A 17,849-nucleotide genomic window follows, 5' to 3' on the forward strand; every position below is an offset into this window, starting at 1 on the left:
AGCTTCACTGTAAAGTGGAGCTTTTTTGTTTTAAGATGAATCATTACACATACATATTATATTCAAACGCTTTAAATCGCTATTATGTTGGTTTTACAAGCGGTACGTTGCAGGAAAGATTACATAAGCAAATACAAACCACAAAGGCTATACAGGGAAAACAAATGATTGGGTTGTGGTGTATTTAGAATCTTATGAAACAAGAACTGCTGCTTATGCTAGAGAACGTGAAATAAAGAAAAAAAAGTCAAGGATTTACATTGAAAAACTAATCCGTTCAGCTGGTTAGGACATTCCGCTTAAAAGCGGAACGGTCGAAGGTTCGAATCCTTCAGGGCTCACAAAAAGCTTCACTAGAAATAGTGAGGCTTTTTTGTTTTATTTGTTATCTATTAGAAGCTTAATTTGTGAATATATGATTATACGTTTTATCAATTAGGATAGTGTACGCATACACGTGTAATTTTTAGTTAATATCCGAACTATTAATGTCCACTCTAAAACATTGCTCTTTACCGAGATAATTAGGGTCTCCATGTTTTTCAGACCAAAACCCATCCAGTACATCTTTAGAAATACATTTGTAAACTACAACGCCTTTAAATGTTTTATTATCGTTCTTGTAGTTAAAGTTTATTACAAGAATGTTATCTTTAAAAAAACCATAGCCAAATTGCTCTTGAGTGTTATTAATTACCCATTTAGCTCTAATCCTATTGTTTTCGTCAAGTTCTAAATGCAACGTACCTTTATAGGTGTTTAATTCAGCATTTTGATTATGTCCTGTTACCGTATATGTTCCTACTAATTCTTCAATAATCATACTTTCTCAGTGATTATAATAATTTTGGTTTCATTTGCATCTGTAGTGAAAAACAAATAGAGATCTCCACCGTCTTTAATTTTGGTTTTCTTTCTAAGTTTTGCTACAGTTTCAGGAAAATTTCTAGTAGTAATGTTGGCTTTAGTAATATGCAGTTTCTTTAAAGCCTGCTTACTGTAAATTATAACATTTTGAATTTTAAGTACTCTCCCAGGAAAAGTAAGTAAGGTTTCACTTGTATATAAATGCGAATGTTTATGAAGTTTAAAAACAGATAGTTGATGAGCAACCTGATTAAAGCCACCCGCCTTTAAAATAGCTGCATTGGGTTCGTATAAATACTGTAATGGTTTATTATAACGTGCATTTTGCAGTTTTTCATCATTAAAATTAAACTCAAAATAATGATTAGTTTTTGGTTTAATATTTATTGTTTTTATAGAAATTTCATCATTGTACCCTTTTTTTAAAACCCACAACAACTCTTTTACCTCATTATTTACTGCTATAACATGAATAGATTTTACATGTTTTAACTCATTAATACCCACGGAAATATCTAATAATGGTGATATTTTTATTAAAATATTATTGGAACGTTTAAATAATAACTCCAAATGTGCTGGCACATTGGGCATACAATCATTGAGAAAGAATACTTTGCCTTTACTATCATGCCGTCTTGATGGATCAATATAAATCCAATCAAAATACTCAGAATTATCTTTTAAATAAGCAATACCGTTGGTAGATATAGTTTCAATATTTGAAACATTAAACTGCTTAAAATTATGATTTACAATATGGGATAGTTTTTGATTAATTTCACAATGCTTTACAATGTTAAATTGTTTAGAAAAGTAAAAGCAATCTATACCAAAACCACCTGTAAGATCAATGATATTATGTCCTTTAATTAAACCAGACTTATATTTTGCAGTAACCTCAGAGGACGTTTGTTCAATATTAAGCTTATTAGGGTAATAGATGTTTTTAGTATTAAACCATAAAGGTAGTTTACTTTTAGCACGTTTTTTAGCCTCAATTTGCGCTATTATTTCAGAAGTTTTAACATCATAAAAATTGGTGCCTTTAAGAAGTAAACTAGAAATATCTGAATTTAAATTTAAATCTATAAAATCTTGAATTTCAATATTTAAAATACGTTTATTCAAATAAAGACTATAAGTTTTTTGTTAGCTTTTTTACAATTTTATTTTCTGATAAAAAAGCTTTTAAAATAACTTTAATTGCAGTGTAAGCTGGTACAGCAATAATTAAACCGATGACACCAAATAATATACCAGTGATAAGAATAACTAAGAAAATTTCTAAAGGATGAGATTTCACACTTTTTGAAAAAATGACGGGTTGACTTCCAAAGTTATCTACCAATTGCCCAATTATAAATACAAGTAAAACCCAAAACGTTTTTGGTAAAATTACGTCGCTAAAACTTTCACCTAAATTACTAGTCATAGTTAAGGTTAACATTAATACAACTCCAATTACTGGACCTACATAAGGAATTAAATTTAGCAACGCACATAAAAATGCTATTACAACTGCGTTTTCTACACCAATTATCAATAAACCTATCATGTAAATAATAAATAGAATAAGTATTTGGAAAATAAGACCAACAAAATAGCGAGATAGTAAATCTTTAATTTTGGTAGAAGAGGTTTTCCAGCGCGATTCTTTTCCAACAGGAATAAAGGTAAGTATACCATTTTCAAACAATCTACTATCTTTTAAAAAGAAAAATGAAATAAATAACACTGAAAATAAGCCAATACTAAAACTGCCTAAACCACTTAAAATTGAATTTAGAAAATCTGGAATTAACGCAAAATCTATTTTAGAAAGTAAGTTAGAGTCTTTTAGAGATTCTTCTACATCAATTTTATGTAAATCAAAATAGGTTAAAATTTCTATATACAAATTTTCAATACTACCTTGTAATTCGTCTATATTTAACAACGATAAATTCTGACCTTGTTCAATTATTAAAGGAATAAAAAGACCAACCAAACCAAAAAATATACCTAGCAGTACTACCATTGTTACCACAACTGCTATGGTATTTTTAAATTTTAATTTTCGTTCTAAAAATAAAACTATTGGCCTACCAATTAAAGATATTACAGCAGCTATAGAAATATAACCAATTACTGATCTAATTTCATATAGAAAATAGAGTAGTAGTGCAACACCACATACAATGGCTATTGCTCTTAAAATTCCGTTAGCTATGGTGTTTGATTTCATGTTGTAAATATATAAAGTTTTACAACAATTGTTTAGTAATTTCGTAAAGTGCAATGTTTGTGGCTTGTACTACATTCATACTGCTATTTTGTCCAAACATTTCAATATGAATTATAGCATCTGCTATTTGAAGTATGGATTGTGTTACTCCAAAATTTTCATCACCAATAATAAGTGCTATTGGTTTATTATTTAAAAATTTATGGTGACTGATTGATTTACTTTTTGATGTGATTTCTAACGCAATAATTTCAAAATTGTCTTTTTTTAATTGTGTTACAGCCGCTAAAGCAGAGGACTCTGTTTTGTAATGCACTATTTTTTCAGTAGCTCTAGATGTTTTTTTCATCTTTCTACCTAATGGAATATTTTCTCCACATAGGATAAGTTGTTCTACACCAAAAGCATCACATATTCTAAACAAACTACCAATATTTGGTGCATTGGTAACATTATCACAAACTAACACAATAGGAAATGTTTGTTTTTTAAAAGAGGTATTGTAATGAGTGAGTTGCATTAACGAGAAATAGTAACAGATTTATGTATATCAAGTAAAAAATATATAAATATCATAAGACCTAAAATATAAATAATAACTTTTACAATTACTTTAAGTAATTTTTTGGGAGAATAATCATAGTGTGTATCAACTTCAAAAAAGAATTCAATAAATATGATTAAGACATCTTTCACCTAAATATTATTAATTCTCAAATGCATACTTAACAATATTTGCACCCATTTTAAGTGCTTTTTGGCGTACATCTTCAGGATCATTATGTACTTCGGGATCTTCCCATCCATCACCTAAATCACTTTCAAAGGTAAATAATAACACCAATCGGTCTTTATCAAAAATACCTAAAGCTTGTGGGCGCTTTCCATCATGCTCATGTATTTTAGGTAATCCATTGGGAAATTTATATGCAATATTAAATATTGGGTGTTTAGATGGTATCTCTACCAATTCTGTATTTGGAAATACTTTTTTTAATTCTTTTTTTAAAAAAGGTGCCATTCCATAATTATCATCAATATGTAGAAAACCTCCAGAAATCAAATAATTACGAAGATTTTCTGCATCATCTTCACTAAAAAATACGTTACCATGACCCGTCATATGTAGCAAAGGATATTGAAAAATATCAGAACTACCAGTTTCAACAGTTTGTGGTTCAGTAGAAATTTTAGTTTTTATGTTTTGGTTACAGAATGTAATTAAATTAGATAATGCTGTAGGATTGCTATACCAATCGCCACCGCCTTTGTATTTTAAAACAGCAATATCTTGTGATAACATATTAGTTGTTAAAAACATGCTAAAAAACACGGATATTGTAAGATTTTGAATGAATTGACTACTAAAAATCATAGTTTCAAAAATATAAAGAATTATTATGCAAAAGTTATTTTTAGGATTATTTATACTATTAACTTCATTATATATTTCAAAACCTGCTATAGATAATCCACCTTTAGTGGTATTAGAATTATTTACCTCGCAAGGTTGCTCCAGTTGCCCGCCAGCAGATGTTTTATTAGAGCGTGTAGAAGCAGAGTATGCAGATAAAGTGATAACATTATCATATCATGTTGATTACTGGAACTATATAGGCTGGAAAGATCCTTTTAGCAGTTCGGTATTTAGTGATAAGCAGCGTACTTATGGTAATAAATTTTTGAGCAACTCCATTTATACACCCCAAGTTGTTGTTAATGGTAAAACTCATTTTGTAGGCTCTGATACTAATGATATGCGCAGTAATCTTAACACCTACATAAAGGAGTTGCCTACAAATACAGTTAATTTATCTAATATAAAAAAAGAAATAAATACGTTAACACTAAATTATGCTGTAAATGGTGAAACAACTAACAAAAAATTAAGATTAATAATAGCCATTAAAGAGCGCACCACAAAAGTAAATCGAGGAGAAAATAGAAGTAGGACTTTAAAAAACACAAATATTGTAGTTAAAGAAAAGTTGATAGCATTAGATTCTAAAACCGGTACAGCAAATTTAGATATCCCAAATATTATTGAAAGTAATGACGAACTATTGGTTGTGGCCTTGGTAGTATCTAAAAACTTAGATATTACTGGTGGTACTCAAATAGCTTTATAACTCATTAACAAAAGCTACAGAATGACACGCCACAATTGCAGCAGTTTCAGTTCGCAATCTGGTATCACCTAAAGCTACTGGCTGGTATTCTTTTTTTAAAGCTAACTCAATTTCGTTTTTACTAAAATCACCTTCTGGTCCTATAAGTATAGTCGTATTCAATTTTGGTGCTAATTTGCTTTTTAAGGATGCTTTTTTTGAGTTTTCACAGTGTGCTATAAAAAGTTGTCCCTCAATGTTTTGTGCCATAAAATCTTTAAAGGTAATGGCATCATTTAATTTTGGTAAGTAACAATTTAAGGATTGTTTCATGGCAGATTGTAAAATACGCTCAAACCGTTCAAGTTTCACAACTTTACGCTCGCTGTGTTCGCAAATAATAGGCGTTATGGTATCTACACCTATTTCGGTAGCTTTTTCTAAAAACCATTCGTAGCGGTCGTTCATTTTAGTAGGCGCAACAGCTAAATGTAAGTTATAAAAACGCTTTGATTGTTTTTCTTTTGAAACAACTTTAGCGGTACATTTATTATTCGAAATAAATTCTATTTTGGCAGTAAATAACCAGCCCTTGCCATTTGTTATATAAAGTATATCGCCGATAGATTTTCGCAATACCTTAATAATATGCCTACTTTCTTCTTTAGAAAAAGTAAATACATCAGCGTTTTCTGTAATGTCAATACTGTAAAATAGTTGCATTATTATATGGGTTCTACAATTTTTAGAACTTTAATCTCAGTAATATCTTTTGGTGCAAAGGTTTTTAATACTAAATAATACGAGTTTGTAGAGTTAATATCAACATTATAGATGGTATCTAAAGTATGATTGTCTTTAATTAAGGTACTTTCAAATTCTGAGTTTACATCATCTGTAGTAAACCAACCTGTATCGCCACCTTTATTTGCATTATTATCCATGGAATATTGGTTAGCAAGTGCATTAAACGGAATACCATTATTATACTTCTTAATTAGCGTTTCTCGTAATGTATTGATACTTTCTAAACTATATTCATTACCGTCTAAAAAGATATAAGAAACCCTATGGTACGTATTTTTTGTTTTTTCTAAAATTTTATATAGTATTTTTTCTGATGCAGCCTTTTCAGATTTTACCTGTCCTTTTTCTAATTTAAAAAGGGTTTTTGCAAGTTGTGTTTTGTGTTTTGCTTCATTAAAGGTGAATATTTTACTATTAAACGCATATTTGTCTTTTACAAATTGTTTTGCTTGCTCATGTGTTTCAATACTCGAAAGTGTTGCTTCTGTGCTAGTTTGAGCATTCATCACTAATAGAGATGCAGAAAAAATGAAAGTAAGTAGGTATTGTTTCATGGTATTATATTTAAAGTTTTTCAAATTTAAATTTTTAACCACGTTGTAAGTTTTCATACTTAAGAAGTTTTTAAGAATTTATTGTTTACAACTTTAAAATCCCCAATAATTTGGAGATAATAATTTAACTTAATTTTTATATTAGATTAGGGATTTCTTTAATAAAAAAAAGAGGTGCTAATCGTGTTATGCAACAAATTCTAAATCTTCAATCTTGCTGAAGCCATAATATCTTGTGCTGCAAAATCTCCCTCTAAAAACTTTAAATATCCAACAACAGCAATCATAGCAGCATTATCTGTAGTGTATTCAAATTTAGGCACATAGGTTGTCCAGCCAAATTTTTGCTCTCCAGCTTTTAATGCGTTTCTAATACCAGAATTTGCAGAAACACCACCGCCAATAGCAATATGTGTAATGCCTGTTGTTGCTGTAGCTTTTTTTAGTTTATCAATTAAAATACCAATAATTGTGTATTGAATAGAAGCACAAATATCGTTAAGGTTTTCTTCAATAAAATTAGGGTTTGCTTTAGTTTGTTTTTGTATAAAGTAAAGTATAGCGGTTTTTAAACCAGAAAAGCTAAAGTTTAATCCATCAACTTTTGGCTTAGTAAAAGCGAATGCCTTTGGATTACCTAACTGTGCACGTTTATCAATTTCTGGTCCTGCTGGATAGCCTAAGCCTAAAATCTTTCCGCTTTTGTCATAAGCCTCACCAACAGCATCATCTATGGTTTCACCAATTACAGTTATGTCAAAATAATTTTTAACATGTACTATTTGGGTGTGGCCACCAGAAATAGTCATGGCTAAAAATGGAAATGGCGGTGATGCAAAATCGGCTTCTTCTATAAAATGTGCTAATATGTGTGCTTGCATATGGTTAACATCAATTAGAGGGATGTTTAAACCATAGGCTAACGATTTTGCAAAAGATGTGCCTACTAGTAAACTTCCCATTAACCCAGGGCCTCTTGTAAATGCAATAGCGCTAAGTTGGTTTTTTGTAATTCCAGCTTTTTGTAGCGCTTGGTCAACAACAGGAACAATATTTTGTTGGTGCGCTCTAGAGGCTAATTCTGGTACTACACCACCATAATCCTCATGTATTTTTTGACTAGCAACAACATTGCTTAAAACCTTACCATTATGCATAACAGCAGCAGATGTATCATCACAAGACGACTCAATACCAAGAATATAAATATTTTGTTTAGCCATTACTAAATATTAGGCACAATAATTGTTAATTTTGGAAACAAGATAAATAACCAATTTTTGTTATAATTTTACAACTACAAAATTAGGTATTATTTCAGTATTATTATCCTAAGTGTTGTGTTAAGTTATTAATTGTTTAATTAATTTGAAGTATTAAAAAAGCACTCAAAATATTATATAAAGTTTTAGCAATAATACTATTGTTATTTATCATTTTGGTACTTGTGCTTTCTATTCCTGCAGTACAAACACGTTTGGGTAAATATGCCACCAATCGCCTAAATAAAGCGTTTAAAACTAATATTAATATAGAGAAAGTAGGGTTACAGTTTAATGGTGATGTTGAACTAAAAAATATATATGTTGAAGATTATAAACAAGATACACTAATAAATATACGAGAACTCAATACCTCAATTTTAAGTTTTTCAAATATTATAAACAGTCAACTTATCTTTGGAGATATCGATGTTAAAGATTTGGTTTTTAATATCAAAACCTACAAAAATCAATCAAACACTAATCTTGATGTCTTTGTTAAAAAGTTTGAAAGTGATAATCCTAGAAAAAGCGGCACTAATTTTTTGTTATCATCTAGTGATGTTTCTATTTATAACAGCACGTTTAGATTATTAGATGAAAATAGAGAAACCACTAAAATTTTAGAGTTTGAAGACTTAAATATAAACGCTACAAAATTTTTAATTGATGGAAGCGATGTTAGTGCGCGCATAAATACATTATCGTTTAGAGATACCAGAGGCGTAGTCGTTAAAAATTTAATGACCAATTTTAAGTATACCCTGTCGCAAATGACGTTTGATAATTTGGAGGTAAAAACTGATAATTCGACACTAAATGGCGACTTAAAATTTTTGTATAAGAGAGAAGACTTTAAGTATTTTACTAACAAAGTAATAGTAGAAGCTTCATTTAACGAATCTACTATTTTAATGGATGAATTAAATACATTTTACAATGAATTTGGGCAAAATCAGCAAACTAATTTTAGTGTAGATATCTCAGGTACGCTTAATAATTTACAAACTAAAAATTTAAAATTAAGCACAAGTAGCAACACCAAAGTATATGGGGATATTATATTTAAAAATCTATTTAGTAAAGCGTCAAACGATTTTTTAATGGATGGTAAATTCACCAATCTTACATCTACTTATAAAGATTTAAAAGCTTTGTTACCAAACGTTTTAGGGGCTGCAATACCTTCATCTTTTGATAATTTGGGTGAATTTACAATTACTGGAATATCAAAAGTTACAGCATCTGAAGTTGATGCCAATTTACAAATGAATACAGAATTGGGGTTTGTAAATTCTGATTTACACATTACTAAAATTAATGACATTGATAATGCTACATATAATGGTAGAATAGTTTTAGATACTTTTAATTTAGGAAGCTTTATTAATGATGCTAAAGTTGGCAAGGTATCATTGGATATGAAAGTAAATGGCAAGGGCTTTTTAGCAGAAACTATTGATACTGAAGTAAAAGGTGATGTTTATCAATTAAATTACAATAATTATAATTATACTAAAACTCAGGTTTCAGGAAAAATTAAAAACAAAATTTTTGATGGTATTTTATTAGTAAACGACACTAATTTAAAACTAAAATTTAACGGATTAATTGATTATTCTGAAACTGTAAATAAATACGATTTTGAAGCCGAAGTAGACTATGCCGATTTAAACAAACTCAATTTTGTAAAAAAAGATAGTATTTCTATTTTTAAGAGTACTGTTAATATGAATATGAATAGCAGTAGTCTTGATGATGCATACGGTAAAATTACATTTAGAAACACATCCTACAAAAACCAAAATGATACTTATAAGTTTGATAGTTTTAAAATTGAATCTCGTTTTCAAGAAAAAACACGCTATATAAACATTGATTCGCCAGATATTATAAAAGGCGGTATAAGTGGAGAGTTTTCAGTTAAAGATATCGTTAAGCTACTAGAAAACTCAGTTGGTAATATTTATACAAATTACAAACCTCATGAAGTTGCTAATAACCAGCGTATAAATTTTAATTTTAGTATTTACAATAAAATAATTGAGGTTGTTTACCCAGAAGTTGAGCTAGGAAAAAACACGTTTATTCGTGGCAGTATTCAAAGTGATGCTGATAAATTTAGGCTAACATTTAAATCACCACAAATAAAATTATTAAATAATTTTGCAAAAGACATAGAGCTTCAGGTTGATAATAGCAATCCGCTTTTTAATACATACATAGAGGTTGATAGTATCAATACAAATTTTTATAATGCTTCAAAATTCAGCCTTATTAATGCTACAGTTAATGATACGCTTTTTATGCGCTCTGAATTTACTGGAGGAAAGCGTAATAATGATAAATTTAATTTAAGTTTTTATCACACGATAAACGAAAAAAATAATTCTGTTATAGGCTTTAAAACCTCTGATGTAGTTATTAAAAATTACAAGTGGCTTATTAATTCTGCAAACGACAGATTTAATAAAATTTCATTTAATAAAGATTTCTCCTCCGTAGATATAAATCAATTTAATATTAATCATGGTACAGAAAGAGTAACATTATCTGGTTTTATAAAAGATTCTACAGAAAAAGATTTAAAATTAAAGTTTAAAGATATTCGACTATCAAAAATAACCCCAGATATAGATAGCCTTAAACTTAACGGAATAGTAAATGGTAAGTTGGATATACTCCAAAAAAATGGCGCTTATCTACCAAATTCTACAGTAATTGTAGAAAATCTTAAAGTAAATAATTTTCCGTTAGGAGATTTTAATGCCCAAATTATTGGCAATAGAGATTTATCTAAATACAATGTAGATGTAAGTATTATAGATGAAGTAAAGAGTACGTTTTCGGCAATGGGCGATATAGATGTTCGCAGAAATAGATCAAAAATAGATGTTGATTTAGAATTTGATAGATTTAATTTAAGCCCTTTAAATCCATTACTATCTGGTGTTTTATCAAATATTAGAGGGCTAGCTACAGGGAATGCTAAAATAATTGGAGATTTAAAAAAACCAGATATAATTGGCGAATTGGACGTAGATAAAGGAGGCTTTACAATACCGTATTTAAATGTAGATTATCAATTAAACGAAAACGCCAAAGTTGGTTTAAACAATCAAAGCTTTTTATTTAACGAGATACAACTTAAAGACACGAAATATAATTCTAGAGCGCAATTAAATGGTAAGCTAAGTCATATTAATCTGTCTAACTGGAGGCTAGATTTGGGTTTATCTACAAATAGGTTTTTAGTTTTAGATACAAAAGAAACCGAAGAATCTCTATATTATGGTACAGGTTTTATTGGTGGTAATGCTAATATTTATGGGCCAACAGAGGCTTTGGTGATACGTGTGGTAGGCGAAACAAAAAAAGGAACCGTATTTAAAATACCGCTAAGTGATACAGAATCGTTTGGTGATAATTCATTTATACACTTTATTACACCGCAACAAAAAGAAGCGAGAGAAAAAGGAGAAGCATTCGTTTTAAATGATGTTCAAGGATTAGAATTGGATTTTGATTTAGATGTTACCCAAGACGCAGAATTAGAAATTATAATAAATAAAGAAACTGGGCATGCCTTAAAAGGTAGGGGTGTTGGTGGCTTACTAGTAGAAATAAACACAAACGGTAAATTTGATATGTGGGGCGATTTCTCCGTATTTGAAGGGGTTTATAATTTTGCTTACGGTGGCTTGGTACAAAAACAGTTTATTGTGCAACCAGGTGGAACTGTAGCTTGGGAAGGCGATCCGCTTAAAGCACAAATTAACATGTTAGCTACTTATAAAACACAAACTAACCCATCTCCGCTTTTAGATAATCCCATAAACAGAAGTATTCCTGTGGAGTTAAATATTGCTTTAAATGGCGATTTAGAACGACCAGATCCTAGTTTTGATTTTGAATTTCCAAATGCAAATTCAACTATTAAATCTGAGCTACAATATAGGCTCGATTCTGATTCTGAAAAACAAAATCAAGCCCTTTATTTCTTAGCCACAGGAGGTTCATTTCAAAATAGAGGCTCTGGAGAGCTTAACGTGTCAGGTACTATTGCAGAACGTTTAAATGGTATTGTAAATGGTATTTTTACTAGTGAAGATGGTAAAATTAATTTTGGATTTAATTATGAAGCCGGCCAAAACCGACCAGATTATCAAACAGATGATAGGGTAGTGGCTACATTTCAAACTCAAATTAATGATAAAGTATTTTTTAATGGTAGCGTTGGTGTTCCCGTAGGTGGCGCTGGAGAAACACAAACTGTTATTGCGGGAGATTTAGAAATTAACTTTTTATTAAATGATGATGGTACACTATCAGCCAAAGTATTTAACAGAGAAAATAACATACAAAGTTTTGGACAAAATATTGGGTATACTCAAGGTGTAGGTTTATCATATAATGTAGATTTTGATACCTTTAAAGAGTTAATACGTAACTTATTTAAAAAGAAACCGCAATCAGATAAAACTTCGGCAACTGATGCACAAAATAACGAAGCTAGTGCGCTTCCTAATTTTATTACGGTAAAATCCTCTAAAAAAGGAGATTAATAGAATATATCTTCATAAATTTTGATAATAATTCAAGCTTTTTTGCTTACTAAAACGTTATAGTTTTATTAAAGCATTAAAATATGATATATGTTACATAAATATGGTTTTTGTTTAGTAATTTTACCATATAATAAAGGATTTAATGTCAAAAGAAATAAAGAAAATAGGTGTTTTTACTTCTGGAGGAGATTCTCCAGGGATGAATGCCGCAGTTCGCTCAGTAGTGAGGGTTTGTGCATATCATAATATAGAATGTATTGGTATATACAGAGGTTATGAAGGTATGATGACTGGAGATTTTGAAGTTATGGGCCCTAGAAGTGTAAAAGGTATCATTAACAAAGGTGGTACTATATTAAAATCTGCACGCTCTAAAGAATTTAGAACTAAAGAAGGTAGACAAAAGGCTTATGACCAATTAATAAAAGCTGAGATTGATGCTTTAGTTGCTATTGGTGGTGATGGTACTTTTACAGGAGCCATGATTTTTAATGAAGAATTTGATTTTCCAGTAATGGGTATTCCTGGAACTATAGATAACGATATTTTTGGAACCTCTCATACCTTAGGCTTTGATACAGCACAAAATACAGTAGTTGAAGCTATTGATAAAATTAGAGATACCGCAAGTTCTCATAACAGATTGTTTTTTATCGAAGTTATGGGTAGAGACGTTGGGCATATTGCACTAAATGTTGGTATTGCTGGTGGGGCCGAAGAGATTTTAATTCCTGAGGAAGATTTAGGATTAGATCGTTTGGTGGAATCTTTAAATAAAAGTAGGAAATCAGGAAAATCATCAAGTATAGTAATAGTTGCTGAAGGTGATAAAATAGGGAAAAATATTTTTCAGCTTAAAGAATATGTAGACGAAAACATGGAAGGCTACGATGTTAGAGTTTCTGTTTTAGGCCATATGCAACGAGGCGGTTCGCCATCATGTTTTGATAGAGTACTTGCCAGTAGAATGGGTGTAAAAGCTGTGGAATCTTTAATGGAAGGTAAAACCAACTATATGGTAGGTTTAATGAATAATGTTATGGAATTAACACCTTTAGACAACGCTATTAAAGGAAAATCAAAAATAAATTTAGAATTACTTCGTGTATCAGATATCATGAGCACATAAACATTAATACATAATTAACATGTCAAAATTAAAAATTGGAATTAACGGATTTGGTAGAATAGGTAGAATTGCTTTTAGAGTAGCAGCTTCTAGACCAGATATTGAAATAGTTGGAATAAATGATTTATTAGATGTTGAGCATTTAGCTTACTTATTAAAATACGATTCTGTTCATGGAAGATTCGACGGTACAGTTGATACCAAAAATGGTAATTTAGTAGTAAATGGTAATGAAATTAGAATTACTGCTGAGCGTAATCCAGAAGATTTAAAATGGGATGCCGTTGGTGCTGAGGTTGTATTAGAATGTACTGGAATTTTCATTACATTAGATAAAGCACAAGCACACATTAAAGCAGGTGCTAAAAAGGTTGCAATTTCTGCACCTTCTGCAGATGCACCAATGTTTGTAATGGGTGTAAACCACACTAAAATTACAGCAAACGATACTATCGTTTCTAATGCTTCTTGTACTACTAACTGTTTAGCGCCACTAGCTAAAGTTATAAATGATAAATTCGGTATTGCAGAAGGTTTAATGACAACTGTACACGCAGCTACTTCTACGCAATTAACTGTAGATGGACCATCTAGAAAGAATTATAGATTAGGGCGTTCTGCGGTTTCTAATATTATCCCTTCATCAACTGGAGCTGCAAAAGCAGTAGGTAAAGTAATTCCTGAATTAAACGGTAAGCTTACAGGTATGGCATTTAGAGTACCTACTCCAGATGTTTCTGTCGTAGATTTAACATGTCGTTTAGAAAACCCAGCGTCTTTTGATGATGTTAAAGCAGCTCTTAAAGAAGCTTCTGAAAACGAATTGAAAGGTGTTTTAGGATATACTGAAGAAGGTGTTGTTTCTCAAGATTTTGTATCTGAGCCAAGAACAAGTGTTTTTGATGCTGGAGCAAGTATTGGTTTAAATGACGGATTTATTAAACTAATTTCTTGGTATGATAATGAGTTTGGTTATTCTACTAAACTTATTGATTTAGCACAACATATTGGTTCAATCTAATAAAAATAATAACTATAAAACTCCGCAAGTATACTTGCGGAGTTTTTTTATCTTTTAACTTATGATTTTAATTGTTGATAGTGGCTCTACAAAGTCCGATTGGTTAGCTGTAGATAATAATGGCAATAAATTAATGCCTAAGGTGCGAACAAAAGGACTTAATCCTGCTATATTAAGTGAGAAAAAGCTATATAAGACAATTAAAAAGAGTGATGAGCTTATCTCTAATAGTGAAAAAGTAACACATGTGTTTTTTTACGGTGCTGGGTGTGGTACAGAAAATCCAAGAGCATTGTTAACTGGAGTTTTAAAAGATATATTCCCCAATGCTGAAGTATCAGTAAACGAAGATACCTTGGCGGCAGTTTATGCTACAATTAGTCACCCAAAAGAAGCTGCTGTGGTATGTATTATGGGTACAGGCTCTAATTGTAGCTACTATGATGGGGAAATATTACACCAACGTGTAGATTCTTTGGGTTATATCCTTATGGATGACGCATCTGGTAATTATTATGGTAAAGAATTGATTAAAGATTTTTATTACGGTCATATGCCCGAAAATATTAAAATTGCATTTGGTGCGAAATATAATATGGAATCTGATTTTATAAAATATAATCTTTACAAGCAACCAAGTCCTAATGCTTATCTAGCTAATTTTGCGGAATTTATGTTTCTTCAAAAAGATTCAGATTATATCGTAGAACTTATTAAAAATGGGATAAGACAGTTTGCGAAAAATATGATTTTTCAATACGGTGAAGAGTTAAAAACTGTACCTGTGCATTTTGCAGGTTCTATTGCATATTTTTCTAGAAAAGAAATTGAAGAAGTAGGCGAAGAAATGGGCTTTAAAGTTGGTAATTTTGAACGTAGACCTATTGATGGTTTAGTACCGTTTCACACAAAAAACTTATAAATAATTGTTTAGGTAATAGCGTAGAATATGAATACACATCTTGTAATTTATATTTCTAATACAGAACCTAAAAAACAGCTTATTACTACAATTACAACCGGAAAGTTATTTCCAGAATTAGCATCTCTAAAAGGTGCTATTTTTTCTGATATTACTATTAATACATTTATTGAAAAAGAAATACAACATCAACAGTATGATGTTAAAACTTCAACTAAAAACAGTTTACAAAATTCTTCTGAAGGCGAAAGAAAGCGAGCCTTATTAAACCATATATTAACAGGGAAAATTCCCGATTATTTAATTTTAGACAATCCTTTTGACTGCTTAGATATAGATACACAATCTAAAATAAATCAGTTGATAACTGATATATCCTTTAAAACACGAATCATTCAAATCGCAACACGAAAACGTGATTTCTTGCCATTCATTAATACTATTTATACTATTGAAAACGATAGTTTAACTCCATATACTAAAAATGAACAAGAGAGCTCTAATTATTTCGTTAAAGCACTGCCAAAACCGTATAAAATAGAGTATGATGGGTTTAAAACTTTAATCTCATTGCGTAATCTTAATCTTAGTTATAATGAAACTCCTATTCTAAATAATGTATCTTGGGATATTAAGCCAAATGAGTTTTGGCAACTTATAGGGCCAAACGGATCGGGAAAAAGCACCATACTGTCTTTGATATCAGGAGATAACCCAAAAGGATTTATGCAAAACATGACGTTATTTGATATGAAAAAGGGTAGTGGTGAAAGTGTTTGGGATATAAAAAAGCATATTGGGTTTTACTCATCAGAAATGTTACGCGGTTTTAAAAGAAAAGATTCTATAGAAAGTATGATAGTTTCTGGTTTTTTAGATTCTATAGGACTGTATAAGTATCCAACCGAGGTACAACTAAAAATTGCCAGAGAATGGATAGCTCTTTTAAATATGACAGCCTTAAAAGACAAAAGTTTTCATTACTTGTCTAATGGTCATAAACGACTAGTATTGATCGCAAGAGCTATGGTTAAACATCCACCGCTTCTTATCTTAGATGAGCCAACAAATGGACTAGACGACCAAGATGCCAAAATATTTTCAGAATTAATTAATAAAATTGCTAAAGAAAGTAGCACATCAATAATTTACGTGTCTCATAGAAAGGAAGATTATATCACACCAGATTTTATTTACCAACTTATTCCCAGTTCGACAGGTTCTAAAGGTGAAATTTTAAAAAATTAAATAAAATATTTACGTACTATAAACTGTATTTTCTTGTTCAGCAACTCTAATAAATGTTGTACGCTTTGTTAATTCTTTTAATCTAGATGCGCCTACATAAGTACACGTACTGCGTAAACCACCCAAAATATCTTTTATAGTATCTTCTACAGACCCACGATAAGGTACTTTAACTGTTTTACCCTCACTAGCTCTATAATCTGCAACACCGCCAGAGTGTTTATCCATAGCAGTAGAAGAGCTCATACCATAAAATTTTTTATATGTTTTTCCATTTTTTTCAATAGTTTCTCCACCACTTTCATCATGGCCAGCAAACATACCACCAAGCATTACAAAATCTGCACCCGCACCAAATGCTTTAGCAACATCTCCTGGAGTGGTACAACCGCCATCACTTATAATTTGCCCACCTAAACCATGCGCAGCATCTGCGCACTCAATTATTGCCGAAAGTTGTGGATAACCCACCCCAGTTTTTACGCGTGTAGTACAAACCGAACCCGGACCGATACCAACTTTAACGATATCTGCGCCAGAGAGTAATAATTCTTCAACCATTTCTCCAGTAACGACATTACCTGCTATAATTACTTTTTCGGGATACCTTTCTCTAGTTTGCTTTACAAAATCAGCAAAATATTCAGAATACCCATTAGCAACATCAATACATATAAATTGTAGTTTAGGATTTGTCTCAATAGTGTTTGCCAATCGTATAGCATCTTGCGCTCCAATACCAGTACTTATTGCGATATGATTTTCAATGTTATGTTGAGAACTACTCAAGAATTCAGACCACTCTGTAATTGTATAATGTTTATGAATCGTTGTAAAAAGATTTTCTTTTGCAAGTGTATTAGCCATCTCAAAAGTACCAACAGTGTCCATATTAGCGGCAATAATTGGAACGCCAGACCATGTATAAGGACTATGCAAAAACTTAAAAGTACGTTGCAAACTCACTTCTTTTCTACTTTTTAAGGTTGATCGCTTAGGACGTATCATCACATCTTTAAACCCTAACTTAATATCATATTCAATACGCATTCGTTATTATTTTAGTTTCATTCAAAATTAAAGTTTTAATTCCTGTAATCGAAATTATTTTTAATATGAACCAATAGTTGATATTC

General features: G+C 30.6%; 15 protein-coding genes, 1 tRNA gene and 1 pseudogene. 8 read left to right on the forward strand and 9 right to left on the reverse strand.

Annotation, left to right across the window (positions count from 1 at the left end):
• Positions 1 to 188, forward strand: a pseudogene (locus ACKGJY_RS01445) (hypothetical protein); the annotation flags it as partial.
• An 86-nt stretch (positions 189 to 274) separates the two neighbouring features.
• A tRNA-Leu gene (locus ACKGJY_RS01450) sits at positions 275 to 338 on the forward strand.
• A 128-nt stretch (positions 339 to 466) separates the two neighbouring features.
• Here the strand turns inward: ACKGJY_RS01450 and ACKGJY_RS01455 are convergent.
• The 5 genes from ACKGJY_RS01455 to ACKGJY_RS01475 form a co-directional block, all read right to left on the reverse strand.
• Complete coding sequence (locus ACKGJY_RS01455) at positions 467 to 823, reverse strand: hypothetical protein (RefSeq protein WP_413972065.1); 357 nt, start codon at positions 821 to 823, stop codon at positions 467 to 469.
• Positions 820 to 1,998, reverse strand: coding sequence for a THUMP-like domain-containing protein (locus ACKGJY_RS01460; protein ID WP_413972066.1), 1,179 nt, complete (start codon positions 1,996 to 1,998; stop codon positions 820 to 822). Before ACKGJY_RS01460 ends, ACKGJY_RS01455 begins: the two co-directional genes overlap by 4 nt.
• Positions 1,999 to 2,005: 7 nt before the next feature.
• Entirely contained in the window at positions 2,006 to 3,094 is a 1,089-nt protein-coding gene (locus ACKGJY_RS01465; protein WP_413972067.1) for an AI-2E family transporter, read from the reverse strand.
• 19 nt (positions 3,095 to 3,113) lie between these two features.
• Positions 3,114 to 3,614, reverse strand: coding sequence for a TrmH family RNA methyltransferase (locus ACKGJY_RS01470; RefSeq protein ID WP_413972068.1), 501 nt, complete (start codon positions 3,612 to 3,614; stop codon positions 3,114 to 3,116).
• A 186-nt stretch (positions 3,615 to 3,800) separates the two neighbouring features.
• The gene (locus tag ACKGJY_RS01475) at positions 3,801 to 4,397 is read right to left on the reverse strand and encodes a DUF4159 domain-containing protein (RefSeq protein WP_413972069.1); all 597 of its coding nucleotides are present in this window, start codon (positions 4,395 to 4,397) and stop codon (positions 3,801 to 3,803) included.
• A 97-nt stretch (positions 4,398 to 4,494) separates the two neighbouring features.
• Here ACKGJY_RS01475 and ACKGJY_RS01480 point away from each other — a divergent pair, with 97 nt between their 5' ends.
• Complete coding sequence (locus ACKGJY_RS01480) at positions 4,495 to 5,223, forward strand: DUF1223 domain-containing protein (RefSeq protein WP_413972070.1); 729 nt, start codon at positions 4,495 to 4,497, stop codon at positions 5,221 to 5,223.
• Here the strand turns inward: ACKGJY_RS01480 and ACKGJY_RS01485 are convergent.
• The 3 genes from ACKGJY_RS01485 to tsaD form a co-directional block, all read right to left on the reverse strand.
• Entirely contained in the window at positions 5,218 to 5,925 is a 708-nt protein-coding gene (locus ACKGJY_RS01485) for a 16S rRNA (uracil(1498)-N(3))-methyltransferase (RefSeq protein WP_413972071.1), read from the reverse strand. The two genes, ACKGJY_RS01480 and ACKGJY_RS01485, sit on opposite strands and share 6 nt — an antisense overlap.
• A gap of 2 nt (positions 5,926 to 5,927) precedes the next feature.
• Complete coding sequence (locus ACKGJY_RS01490) at positions 5,928 to 6,620, reverse strand: peptidylprolyl isomerase (protein ID WP_413972072.1); 693 nt, start codon at positions 6,618 to 6,620, stop codon at positions 5,928 to 5,930.
• A gap of 143 nt (positions 6,621 to 6,763) precedes the next feature.
• Positions 6,764 to 7,786 carry a tRNA (adenosine(37)-N6)-threonylcarbamoyltransferase complex transferase subunit TsaD gene (gene tsaD / locus ACKGJY_RS01495; RefSeq protein WP_413972073.1) on the reverse strand — a complete coding sequence of 341 codons (1,023 nt, stop codon included), beginning with the start codon at positions 7,784 to 7,786 and terminating at the stop codon, positions 6,764 to 6,766.
• Between the two features lie 200 nt (positions 7,787 to 7,986).
• On the opposite strand from tsaD, the gene ACKGJY_RS01500 reads away from it, so the two are divergent.
• The 5 genes from ACKGJY_RS01500 (at position 7,987) to ACKGJY_RS01520 (ending at position 16,713) form a co-directional block, all read left to right on the forward strand.
• Positions 7,987 to 12,390 (forward strand): translocation/assembly module TamB domain-containing protein, encoded by a 4,404-nt coding sequence (locus ACKGJY_RS01500; RefSeq protein WP_413972074.1) that lies wholly within the window; start codon positions 7,987 to 7,989, stop codon positions 12,388 to 12,390.
• 145 nt (positions 12,391 to 12,535) lie between these two features.
• Positions 12,536 to 13,522, forward strand: a complete 987-nt coding sequence (gene pfkA / locus ACKGJY_RS01505; RefSeq protein ID WP_413972075.1) for a 6-phosphofructokinase — start codon at positions 12,536 to 12,538, stop codon at positions 13,520 to 13,522.
• Between the two features lie 19 nt (positions 13,523 to 13,541).
• Positions 13,542 to 14,543, forward strand: a complete 1,002-nt coding sequence (gene gap, locus ACKGJY_RS01510; protein WP_413972076.1) for a type I glyceraldehyde-3-phosphate dehydrogenase — start codon at positions 13,542 to 13,544, stop codon at positions 14,541 to 14,543.
• A 61-nt stretch (positions 14,544 to 14,604) separates the two neighbouring features.
• Positions 14,605 to 15,465 (forward strand): N-acetylglucosamine kinase, encoded by an 861-nt coding sequence (locus ACKGJY_RS01515; RefSeq protein ID WP_413972077.1) that lies wholly within the window; start codon positions 14,605 to 14,607, stop codon positions 15,463 to 15,465.
• A gap of 27 nt (positions 15,466 to 15,492) precedes the next feature.
• Positions 15,493 to 16,713, forward strand: a complete 1,221-nt coding sequence (locus ACKGJY_RS01520; RefSeq protein WP_413972078.1) for an ATP-binding cassette domain-containing protein — start codon at positions 15,493 to 15,495, stop codon at positions 16,711 to 16,713.
• Between the two features lie 9 nt (positions 16,714 to 16,722).
• Here ACKGJY_RS01520 and ACKGJY_RS01525 read toward each other — a convergent pair whose 3' ends face one another.
• On the reverse strand, positions 16,723 to 17,763 hold the full coding sequence (locus ACKGJY_RS01525) for a GMP reductase (protein ID WP_413972079.1): 1,041 nt from the start codon (positions 17,761 to 17,763) through the stop codon (positions 16,723 to 16,725).
• Between the last annotated feature and the right edge of the window lie 86 nt (positions 17,764 to 17,849).

Origin of the sequence: Hyunsoonleella sp. 2307UL5-6 (assembly GCF_047345485.1) — a bacterium.
GTDB lineage: Bacteria > Bacteroidota > Bacteroidia > Flavobacteriales > Flavobacteriaceae > Jejuia.

What these genes read in the sequence shown, in the direction of transcription:
- gap (WP_413972076.1), top strand. Translation starts at nt 13,542, where the DNA reads ATGTCAAAATTAAAAATTGGAATTAACGGATTTGGTAGAATAGGTAGA.
- ACKGJY_RS01520 (WP_413972078.1), top strand. Translation starts at nt 15,493, where the DNA reads ATGAATACACATCTTGTAATTTATATTTCTAATACAGAACCTAAAAAA.
- ACKGJY_RS01485 (WP_413972071.1), bottom strand. Translation starts at nt 5,925, where the DNA reads ATGCAACTATTTTACAGTATTGACATTACAGAAAACGCTGATGTATTT.
- ACKGJY_RS01480 (WP_413972070.1), top strand. Translation starts at nt 4,495, where the DNA reads ATGCAAAAGTTATTTTTAGGATTATTTATACTATTAACTTCATTATAT.
- ACKGJY_RS01455 (WP_413972065.1), bottom strand. Translation starts at nt 823, where the DNA reads ATGATTATTGAAGAATTAGTAGGAACATATACGGTAACAGGACATAAT.
- ACKGJY_RS01470 (WP_413972068.1), bottom strand. Translation starts at nt 3,614, where the DNA reads ATGCAACTCACTCATTACAATACCTCTTTTAAAAAACAAACATTTCCT.
- ACKGJY_RS01525 (WP_413972079.1), bottom strand. Translation starts at nt 17,763, where the DNA reads ATGCGTATTGAATATGATATTAAGTTAGGGTTTAAAGATGTGATGATA.
- tsaD (WP_413972073.1), bottom strand. Translation starts at nt 7,786, where the DNA reads ATGGCTAAACAAAATATTTATATTCTTGGTATTGAGTCGTCTTGTGAT.
- ACKGJY_RS01490 (WP_413972072.1), bottom strand. Translation starts at nt 6,620, where the DNA reads ATGAAAACTTACAACGTGGTTAAAAATTTAAATTTGAAAAACTTTAAA.
- pfkA (WP_413972075.1), top strand. Translation starts at nt 12,536, where the DNA reads ATGTCAAAAGAAATAAAGAAAATAGGTGTTTTTACTTCTGGAGGAGAT.
- ACKGJY_RS01465 (WP_413972067.1), bottom strand. Translation starts at nt 3,094, where the DNA reads ATGAAATCAAACACCATAGCTAACGGAATTTTAAGAGCAATAGCCATT.
- ACKGJY_RS01475 (WP_413972069.1), bottom strand. Translation starts at nt 4,397, where the DNA reads ATGTTATCACAAGATATTGCTGTTTTAAAATACAAAGGCGGTGGCGAT.
- ACKGJY_RS01515 (WP_413972077.1), top strand. Translation starts at nt 14,605, where the DNA reads ATGATTTTAATTGTTGATAGTGGCTCTACAAAGTCCGATTGGTTAGCT.